The sequence below is a fragment of the Kribbella sp. NPDC056345 genome (assembly GCF_042262745.1).
Lineage (GTDB): Bacteria > Actinomycetota > Actinomycetes > Propionibacteriales > Kribbellaceae > Kribbella.
Genome location: NZ_JBHJQQ010000032.1, coordinates 1 through 7,832 on the forward strand (window position 1 = coordinate 1; position 7,832 = coordinate 7,832).

15 protein-coding genes and 1 pseudogene are annotated in these 7,832 nt (G+C 72.1%); 15 read left to right on the top strand and 1 reads right to left on the bottom strand.

The features are described 5' to 3' along the window. The first annotated feature begins 139 nt into the window (after positions 1 to 139). The 15 genes from ACFCV3_RS42425 to ACFCV3_RS42495 all read left to right on the top strand — a co-directional run bounded on the left by ACFCV3_RS42425 (position 140) and on the right by ACFCV3_RS42495 (position 7,216). Entirely contained in the window at positions 140 to 2,227 is a 2,088-nt protein-coding gene (locus tag ACFCV3_RS42425) for a phage/plasmid primase, P4 family (protein WP_376041129.1), read from the top strand. Positions 2,228 to 2,495: 268 nt separating this feature from the next. Beyond that, positions 2,496 to 2,822 (top strand): hypothetical protein, encoded by a 327-nt coding sequence (locus ACFCV3_RS42430; protein ID WP_375852313.1) that lies wholly within the window; start codon positions 2,496 to 2,498, stop codon positions 2,820 to 2,822. Next, entirely contained in the window at positions 2,819 to 3,328 is a 510-nt protein-coding gene (locus ACFCV3_RS42435) for a hypothetical protein (protein WP_375852314.1), read from the top strand. The genes ACFCV3_RS42430 and ACFCV3_RS42435 overlap by 4 nt, the downstream gene beginning before the upstream one ends. Then, positions 3,325 to 3,519 (top strand): hypothetical protein, encoded by a 195-nt coding sequence (locus ACFCV3_RS42440; protein WP_375852315.1) that lies wholly within the window; start codon positions 3,325 to 3,327, stop codon positions 3,517 to 3,519. Before ACFCV3_RS42435 ends, ACFCV3_RS42440 begins: the two co-directional genes overlap by 4 nt. Further along, positions 3,516 to 3,674 carry a hypothetical protein gene (locus tag ACFCV3_RS42445; protein WP_375852316.1) on the top strand — a complete coding sequence of 53 codons (159 nt, stop codon included), beginning with the start codon at positions 3,516 to 3,518 and terminating at the stop codon, positions 3,672 to 3,674. Before ACFCV3_RS42440 ends, ACFCV3_RS42445 begins: the two co-directional genes overlap by 4 nt. After that, complete coding sequence (locus ACFCV3_RS42450) at positions 3,674 to 3,898, top strand: hypothetical protein (RefSeq protein ID WP_375852317.1); 225 nt, start codon at positions 3,674 to 3,676, stop codon at positions 3,896 to 3,898. Before ACFCV3_RS42445 ends, ACFCV3_RS42450 begins: the two co-directional genes overlap by 1 nt. A 112-nt stretch (positions 3,899 to 4,010) precedes the next feature. Further along, positions 4,011 to 4,208: a hypothetical protein gene (locus ACFCV3_RS42455; protein ID WP_375852318.1), complete on the top strand. Its 198-nt coding sequence runs from the start codon at positions 4,011 to 4,013 to the stop codon at positions 4,206 to 4,208. After that, complete coding sequence (locus ACFCV3_RS42460; protein ID WP_375852319.1) at positions 4,205 to 4,579, top strand: hypothetical protein; 375 nt, start codon at positions 4,205 to 4,207, stop codon at positions 4,577 to 4,579. The genes ACFCV3_RS42455 and ACFCV3_RS42460 overlap by 4 nt, the downstream gene beginning before the upstream one ends. Further along, positions 4,576 to 5,220 carry a hypothetical protein gene (locus ACFCV3_RS42465; protein WP_376041134.1) on the top strand — a complete coding sequence of 215 codons (645 nt, stop codon included), beginning with the start codon at positions 4,576 to 4,578 and terminating at the stop codon, positions 5,218 to 5,220. Before ACFCV3_RS42460 ends, ACFCV3_RS42465 begins: the two co-directional genes overlap by 4 nt. A gap of 53 nt (positions 5,221 to 5,273) precedes the next feature. Continuing rightward, positions 5,274 to 5,483, top strand: coding sequence for a hypothetical protein (locus ACFCV3_RS42470; RefSeq protein WP_376041136.1), 210 nt, complete (start codon positions 5,274 to 5,276; stop codon positions 5,481 to 5,483). A 103-nt stretch (positions 5,484 to 5,586) separates the two neighbouring features. Further along, the gene (locus ACFCV3_RS42475) at positions 5,587 to 5,811 is read left to right on the top strand and encodes a hypothetical protein (protein ID WP_375852322.1); all 225 of its coding nucleotides are present in this window, start codon (positions 5,587 to 5,589) and stop codon (positions 5,809 to 5,811) included. Continuing rightward, the gene (locus tag ACFCV3_RS42480; protein WP_375852323.1) at positions 5,808 to 6,071 is read left to right on the top strand and encodes a hypothetical protein; all 264 of its coding nucleotides are present in this window, start codon (positions 5,808 to 5,810) and stop codon (positions 6,069 to 6,071) included. The genes ACFCV3_RS42475 and ACFCV3_RS42480 overlap by 4 nt, the downstream gene beginning before the upstream one ends. After that, positions 6,068 to 6,532, top strand: a complete 465-nt coding sequence (locus ACFCV3_RS42485; RefSeq protein WP_376041138.1) for a helix-turn-helix domain-containing protein — start codon at positions 6,068 to 6,070, stop codon at positions 6,530 to 6,532. The genes ACFCV3_RS42480 and ACFCV3_RS42485 overlap by 4 nt, the downstream gene beginning before the upstream one ends. 10 nt (positions 6,533 to 6,542) lie before the next feature. Then, complete coding sequence (locus tag ACFCV3_RS42490) at positions 6,543 to 6,698, top strand: hypothetical protein (protein ID WP_365437379.1); 156 nt, start codon at positions 6,543 to 6,545, stop codon at positions 6,696 to 6,698. Positions 6,699 to 6,709: 11 nt separating this feature from the next. Beyond that, the gene (locus tag ACFCV3_RS42495; RefSeq protein ID WP_365437376.1) at positions 6,710 to 7,216 is read left to right on the top strand and encodes a hypothetical protein; all 507 of its coding nucleotides are present in this window, start codon (positions 6,710 to 6,712) and stop codon (positions 7,214 to 7,216) included. A 508-nt stretch (positions 7,217 to 7,724) separates the two neighbouring features. Here the strand turns inward: ACFCV3_RS42495 and ACFCV3_RS42500 are convergent. Continuing rightward, positions 7,725 to 7,832, bottom strand: a pseudogene (locus tag ACFCV3_RS42500) (insulinase family protein); the annotation flags it as partial.

Genomic DNA, 7,832 nt, shown 5'->3' on the forward strand with positions numbered 1-7,832 from the left:
CGATGCTGTTCTAGCGATCAGGCCTTCGAGCAGCAGATCGAGCCCGTAGTCGAACTGCTTGTCACCACCAGTGGTCCGGGCGAGCTCCGGCGCCATCGAAGACGCGGCCGCCGCGCTCGGCCACCGGCACACGCCGACGATGCGCGTGCACACCGCGCAGGGCCACCACGACTACTACTGGGCGCCCGCCAGCATGAAGCTCGGCAACAGCCTCGGCACGCTCAAGGGCCGCTTCGACGGCGACGTCCGCGCCGGCAACGCCTACGTCATCGGCCCCGGCTCCGTCCACGCCACCGGCGTCGTCTACGAATTGGAAGACGCCGACCGGCCGCCGGTTGCCGCGCCCACCTGGCTCCTCACCGCCCTCACCACCAAGCCCGCACCCGCCCCGGTCGCGGCCGGCCCCGCCCCGGCGCTGCAGCTGCCGCCCGCGCAGCTCGACGCCTACACCCGCCGCGCCGTCCAGGACGAGTGCGACGCCATCGCCCGCGCCGCCGACGGCGACCAGAACAACCAGATCAACACCAGCGCCTTCAACATCGGCACCCTCGTCGGCGCCGGAGCCCTCACCGAGGCCGAGGCCCGGCAGGCGCTGCTTGCCGCGGCCCGCGCGGGCGGCCATCCCGACGATCGTGCCATGCCCACCATCAACTCGGGGCTCACCGCTGGCATGGCCCACCCGCGCACCCCCTGGCCGCCCGCCGCGCGCGACCGCAACGCCTTCGCCGGACTCCTCCCCCCGCAGTCCGCCCCCGCCCCGCAGACGGCCACCAGCGGCTGGACCGAGCCCACCGAGGAGCCCGCCCCCACCCCAGTGCCGATGCCCGCCCGCGAATGGGACGACCTCGGCAACGCCGAACGCGTCATCGACCGCCACGGCAGCGAAATCCGATGGCTCGCCGACATCGAACGCTGGGCCTACTACGACAAAGGCCGCTGGAACCTCAAGGCCGCCAACACCGGCGTGTGGACCCGCGTCGTCGACACCATCAACCAGCTCGAGGACGAAGCCCCCAACTACAGCGACGAGCCCGTCACCGACGACAAGGGCAAGGAAACCGCCAGCCAGCACGAACAGTTCCTCGCCTGGGCCCGCAAGCAGCGCATGCGGCCCAAGCTCGCCGCCGCCCGCGAAGTCCTCCAGGCCTACCCCGCCGTCCACACCACCATGGACGCCTTCGACAAGCCCGAGATGCTCCTCAACGTCGCCAACGGCATCGTCGACCTCACCACCGGCGACCTCCGCGCCCACGACCGCGGCCTCTACCTCATGCAGCAGTCCCCGATCTGCTACGACCCGAACGCCACCTGCCCCATGTGGGACAAGTTCCTCGACGGCGTCATGCCCGACCTCGAGCGCCGCGCCTACCTCGCCCGCGTCGTCGGCTACAGCGTCACCGCCTGCACCGGCGAGCAGGTCATGTTCATCCACCACGGCGAGGGCCAGAACGGCAAAGGCGTATTCATGCGCGTCGTCATGGGCCTCCTCGGCGAGTACGCCCAGGCCGTGCCCGCCTCCACCCTGATGGCCAAGCACGGCGACGGCGGCATCCCCAACGACATCGCCCGCATGGTCGGCAAACGGCTCCTGTCGACGTCCGAGACCGGCCGCAACGCGGAAGGCCGCGGCAAGCCCCTCGACGAGGAACTCGTCAAGCGGCTCACCGGCGAAGACCCCGTGTCCGCCCGGTTCCTGAACGCCGAGTTCTTCGAGTTCAAGCCCGTCGGGAAGATCCACCTGGCGACCAACCACCTGCCCGACGTGTCCGGCAGCCACAGCATGGCCCGCCGCCTCCAGGACATCGGCTGGGACGTCATCGTCCCGCCGGCCAAGCGGATCCAGGGCCTCGCCGAGAAGATCCTCGCCCGCGAAGCGGCAGGCGTCCTCAACTGGGCCATCCGCGGCTGCCTCGACTGGCAGAAGCAAGGCCTGGCCGTCCCCGAGTCCGTCACCGCCAAGACCCGCGAGCACATCGCCCAGTCCAACCCGCTCGCCACATGGCTGGAAGAGGAGACCGACGACGTCGCCGACGCCGTCACCGAGAACGGCCATCTGTACGGCAGCTACAAGACGTGGGCCGAGAAGGCCGGGATCCGGCACCCCATGTCGATGAAGGCGTTCACCGTCCGCCTGCAGGAGCAGGGCTACGCCCAGTCCAAGGACTCCAGGACCCGCCGCGCCGTGACGCTCGGTCTCGCCATGGCCTTGCTCGGAGGTGCCCGATGACCGGCCGTGCGAAGGGGTCTGCGAAGGGGTGCGAAGGGGTTGCGAAGGGGTTTGCGAAGGGGTCTGCGAAGGCTTTGACCTGCAAGTCGAAGGGGTCGAAGGGGTTTTTCTACGCCCACGCACATAAGGAGAAGGAAAACCAGCAGTGCCTCTATGCAAGGGGAGCAGCGCAAAACCCCTTCGACCCCTTCGCACCGCAGGTCAACCCCTTCGCGCACCCCTTCGCACATGCCTTCGCAACCCCTTCGCACCCCTTCGGCGGCGCCTGATGGCCAGCCTGCCCGCGCACCTCGTCGCCGCCCGCGCTGAGGCCTCCGCCCAACGCCCCCGGCACCAGCCGTGCCCCCGCTGCCAAGCGGACACGATCGTCGCCCGCACCGCGGACCGCGTCGCCGCCGTCGACGTCCGCGCCGACCCGCACCCCGTCGACCCGGCCACTGCGCCGGCCGGACGGCTCCTGTGGTGCCTCGTCCAGCACAAGCACCTCCCGGCGCGCATCCGCTGGCGCGACCGCTGGCACGCCACCGCCTGCACCCATCAAGTCCTCGCCGACCACGAATGCCGACCCCGACCCGTCCAGGAGACCCTGCTGTGAGCCAGTCCTTCACCATCGAACTTCCCGCCGGGCTGCCGCTGCTGAACGCGAACCGGCGCACCCACCACCACGTCCGCGCCGAGCGCACCCGCACGATCCGCGCGGCTGCCATCGAGGCCGTGGCCGGGCACCGCCCGCTGGTGGAGGCGCTCGCCGCGGCCAAACCCAACGCGCTGTTCGAGCGGGCCCGCATCGTCGGCTACTACCGCCCGGCCCGCGCCGGCCGCGCCGACCCCGCGAACTGGTACCCCTCGTTCAAGGCCGCCGTCGACGGCCTGGTCGACGCCGGGCTCCTGGACGACGACGACCACACCCGCCTCGTCGGCCCGGACATGCGCCTGGGCAGCAAGACTGCGGGCGGGCAACTCGTCCTCGTCATCAGCGACGCCACCGGCTGGACGGACATCAGGGAATGCCAGACGCCCGCCTACGCCGAGGGGCCGTGCCACTGCACGCACTGCGACCCCAGGTCGCGCGGTCTGGTCGCCGAGGACGGTGCCGCGTGAGCGAGCAGCCCACCCTCGTGTCCGGCATCCCGGCCGGCCTCACCGTCCGCGGCCTGGACCGCGACGACACCCCGGTCGCGGACTGGCTGTGCGGCTGCGGCCACCACCAGCGCGCCACCGGCCGTCGCGACGTTCTCGCCCTGACCGCCCGCGTCACCGTCGGCCACTGCCCCCACGGAGCCGCCGCGTGATCCCCGACGCCGTGCGCGCCGTCATCGCCTCCGTCATGCAAGAACACCCCGCAGCCAGCCCCGACCTGTTGTCCCGCCTCGTCGTCGCCGAACTCAAGGCGCTCGGCTGGCACATCACCGCCGGCCGCCCCGCCACCGCCTCAAGGAGCAACTGATGTCCAGCGCCGAACTCTTCGCCGACGCCATCGACACCGCAGTTGCGCTCGGCTGGGCTCTCCTCGCCTGGGTCGCCGTCTTCGCCGCGGCCGGCACCCTCGCCCTCCTCGGCACGATTGCCGTCCTCACGGCCGCCGCACGCGCCCTGTGGCGGCGCACTGTCCGCCCGTCCTGGGCGCGCAGCAGGCGCGCAGCCGCTCACGACTACCGGGAAGCCGCGTGATCGCCTACGCGCTCGCGTTCGGCCTCGTCGCAGGCCCGTTCATCAGCGCCGCCCTGCTTGGCCTCCACCGGGCAGGGCGCGCGATCCGCCGCCACACCCGAAAGAGGCACCCGTGACCTACCTCCTCGCCGCCCTCTTGGCCCTTGCCGCCGGCTGGTGCTGGGGCCACCGAACGGCCCGCATCCGGTACGTGCCCGTCGGCGCCGCCGCCCGCGACGACGACGCCGCGTTCATCGCCAACGAGCGCGCCCGCTTCGACGCGATCGTGGCCGGCCTGGACATCCCCGACGACCCGCGGAGCGCACGATGACCGAGCCCACCGACCCGCTGAACCTTCTCCGCGTCCTCGCCGACCGAGCCGCCCGCGGCGTCCTCAGCGAGGCCGAGGGCGTGGCACTGCGCCGCCGTGTCGAGCAGATCATCAACGGCCGCGCCACGTGGAAGGCCAAGGCCGAGGAGATCGAACGTGATCGCGACCGGATCGCCGCCGAGCTGGCTGCTGAGCGGCGCCGGACCGGGCAACGACGCGCGGCGACCCAGCAGGCGGAGGCCGCCATCGAGCGCGTGCGGCAGATGACCGACGCGTGGGAGCAGCGGCTGCCGGACACGATCCGCACCGCTACCGCTGTCGAGGCGATTCGGACCGCCCTCCCGGAGCCGAAGGAGCAGAGCACCCCGTGAACGACTGCGGACTGTGCGAGCGGCAGCTGGAGCACGGCTACCTGTGCGACGGCTGCACTCGCGCCACCACCCAGCGCCTGGAGCGCATGCCGCGGCTCTGGGCCGCGCTGGAGGCGTTCCTCGCCCCCGGCAGCAGCGGCAGCCCCCAGTACGGGCGCACCCGGCCTTGCGAGGCGCCGCTGCCCGCTCGCGAGGACGTGCTCAGCCTCCGCGCGGCCGGCGGTATCGCCGGAGTCCTCGAGGACTGGCGGGCCGCCATGCAAGCCGACCGCGGCTGGGGCACCCCCGCCGTCCCCGCCGACATTGGCCGCCGCGTCACCGTGGCCGCCCGCGCCCTCACCATCAACATGGACTGGATCGCGAGCAGCTGGCCGTTGGCCGGGGAGATGGCGGTCGAGGTGCGCGGCCTGGAGGGCGACGTGCTTACGATCGTCGACCCGGAGGACCCGGAGGAGCGCAAGCGCCAGCACGGCACACGCATTGGACTGTGTGTCGCCGCCTTCCCCGACGGCCAGGTGTGCGGGGCCGTCCTGCGCTCCTACCCCGGGGAGGCGACGCTGACGTGCCGCTGGTGCGGCACCGAGTACCAGCCGAAGGATTACTTGCTGCTGAAGCAGCTCCAGCCGAGCGAGGCCGCGTGAGCAGTACGCAATGGGGGGTTGCGCATAACGGGGGATGCGATACCCTTGGGGAGGTGAAGACGCCCCCATGGCGGGACCGGATCCGCACGGAGGACGAGTTGCTGGAACAGCTCGAAGCCCAAGCGGAACAGGCCCGCAGACGACGAGCGGAAGCCCTGAAGGAAGGGGCTGGCGAACTCGGCAGCGTCTACGCCCTGGCGAAACAGCTGAACCTCAGCTGGACCGCCGTAGCGAAGGCGATCAAGAAGTACACAACCGAATAGACAGCGAGGGCCGGACAGCAGCTCTCCACGGTGCTGGAACACCGAGGAGGCGCGCGCGCCGCCCGACCCTCTACCGAACATCCTGATCAGAGCAGGAGTCGGCATGCCCGATCATTTCGCGCGCCCCGTCGGGGCCGCAAGTTCCCCCACGCCCCGGCGGCTGGTCGCCGGAGGCTTCATCCGTCGCACGGCCGCCAACGCCCGCCTCGCCGAACTGCACCGGCTGTGCCGCGCCGACTACGAGAGCAACGCCGCCCGCCGCGTCCAGAACCACCGCGACGACGCGTTCCTCATCGCACGGGGCACCGAGCGAGGTGGTGCGCGATGAGCACCAAGCCCACCCCCGACGAGGTGCGCGACCTGCGCGCGCTCCTCACCGCCGTCCTCGACGCGATCACCCTCCCGTGCGACGCCCCCGGCTACGAGGCCCGCCTCGTCGAGCGTGCCGGCTGGGCTCTCACCGTGCGCAAGGCCCTCGACGAGGACCCCGCAGACCTCGGCTGGAACGTCGACTACCTCCGCCAAAAGCTCGCCCAGGAGGAGACCAAGGCGGCCAAGCGCCACGCCGAGCGAGGTGGCGCGCGATGAGCACTCCGATCGACGACGCCACCCGCGCCACCGTGCGCCAGCTCGCCGACAAGGGCATGAGCCACCGCGCCATCGGGCGCCAGCTCGGCATCCACCACAGCACCGTGGCGCGCGCCCTCCGCGCCACGGACGAGCCGGACGCGCCAGCCGCCGAGCCGGGCACCGAGCCGGACGAGCCGCGCCACGAGCCACAGGACGCGCCACCCCACGAGCCGGACGAGCCGGACGCCGCGCCACCCCCGCCGACCAGCGGCGCACCCCGCGCGCCACGGCTCATCCACGACCTGCCCGCGTGGCTCGTCCAGGACCTGAACATCCTCGTTGACCCGTTCACGGGCCGCCTGCCCGAGCCGGTGGCGCGCGCCATCCACACCGCCGCTGAGCAGCGGCGCGCCACCTGGCGCGCCAACGCCGTACGGCGCGCGAGCCACCCGAGCCACGACACCGCCACGGCGCAGTAGGCGGCGCGCCATGTGGCTCGCCGCGCTCGCCGCGTTCTTCGTCCTCGCCACCGGTGGCGCCCTCGTCGGCCTCGCCCTCGTCGACCGGCGCACCATCCCGCCCATTACCGGGACGTGCGCGCTCATCCTCACCCTCGTCGCGCTCGCCGTGACCGTCCTCCACTGAAGGACCCCGCTGTGCCGTACATGGCCATCAACCTCGGCGGCGTCGCCCTCGGCGTCGGCATCATCATCCTGTTCGTCATGCGCTGGGTCATGCGCGAGAAGCGCAGGCTCGGAGCCCTGATCCCCTTCGTCCTGTCCGTGCTGTACGGGATGCTCGCCGCCCTCGCAGCGCTCGGCTCCGTCTCCGCCCTCGGCGGTGTCACCTGGGTCGCCCTGTGGGCGGGCAACGTGGCCGGCTACGCCGCGCTGGTGTGGGGGATCGGCGGCAACGCCCCGGACGTCACCCGCGCGAATCAGCTGGTCCTCACCGACGGCGGGTACGTCGTCGTCTTCCTGATCACGCTCGTCCTTCTCGGCCTACTCAAGTGGGGCCCCCGCCAGGCCAACGCGAAGATCGTCCTCGGCTGCCTTGCCGGAGTCCTGATCGCCCTGTCCGGCAACGTCGCCGGGGTGGCCGCGATCCCGCTGGGGTCGAGCGCCAACCTCCTCGGCAGCGGCTTCACCGGGGTGTTCGGATGAGCACCACGGACACCGAGCAGCCGCTCGTCGAGGCCGAGGCCGGCGGGATGAGCGAGCGCACCGCCCGCCTGGTCCTCGTCGCAGTCCTGCTGCTCGCCATGTGGGGAGTGGTCGCCGCCGTCCCCGAGACCGCCTACGTCGTCGTCGGCGTACTGCTGTGCCTCGCCTGGCAGCGCGCCACCCGGTGGTTCGCCCGCCGCCGCCAGGACGACGAGGACGAGCCCGCGGCCGAGGAAGCCCCGGACGTCGCCGCCGCGCTGCGGACGCTGTCCGGCGACGGCCGGCACGTCCTCCTCACCGAGCTGCAGAAGGCGGTCGGCGCGCCCGACACGAAGGCCGTGCGCACCCTGCTGAAGGCCGCCGGCATCCGCGTCAGGTCGGGCGTGCGCACACCCGCAGGGAACGGGCCGGGCATCCACCAGGACGACATACCGGCCCCCTCCCCGGCCGAGAGCGACGCCCACTCAGACGCGTGTTGTTGCAGGTCAGGCAACAACACCAACGCCAACAACGCGCCCGAGGACCCCTGGAACATCAGGTGCTCGAACAGGTGCGCAAAACCGGTCAGACCGGGTGGCTCGTGACGCGAACCCACGTCGTACCAGAGGTTGACGGC

What these genes read in the sequence shown, in the direction of transcription:
- ACFCV3_RS42430 (WP_375852313.1), top strand. Translation starts at nt 2,496, where the DNA reads ATGGCCAGCCTGCCCGCGCACCTCGTCGCCGCCCGCGCTGAGGCCTCC.
- ACFCV3_RS42490 (WP_365437379.1), top strand. Translation starts at nt 6,543, where the DNA reads ATGTGGCTCGCCGCGCTCGCCGCGTTCTTCGTCCTCGCCACCGGTGGC.
- ACFCV3_RS42480 (WP_375852323.1), top strand. Translation starts at nt 5,808, where the DNA reads ATGAGCACCAAGCCCACCCCCGACGAGGTGCGCGACCTGCGCGCGCTC.
- ACFCV3_RS42485 (WP_376041138.1), top strand. Translation starts at nt 6,068, where the DNA reads ATGAGCACTCCGATCGACGACGCCACCCGCGCCACCGTGCGCCAGCTC.
- ACFCV3_RS42450 (WP_375852317.1), top strand. Translation starts at nt 3,674, where the DNA reads ATGTCCAGCGCCGAACTCTTCGCCGACGCCATCGACACCGCAGTTGCG.
- ACFCV3_RS42425 (WP_376041129.1), top strand. Translation starts at nt 140, where the DNA reads ATGCGCGTGCACACCGCGCAGGGCCACCACGACTACTACTGGGCGCCC.
- ACFCV3_RS42460 (WP_375852319.1), top strand. Translation starts at nt 4,205, where the DNA reads ATGACCGAGCCCACCGACCCGCTGAACCTTCTCCGCGTCCTCGCCGAC.
- ACFCV3_RS42475 (WP_375852322.1), top strand. Translation starts at nt 5,587, where the DNA reads ATGCCCGATCATTTCGCGCGCCCCGTCGGGGCCGCAAGTTCCCCCACG.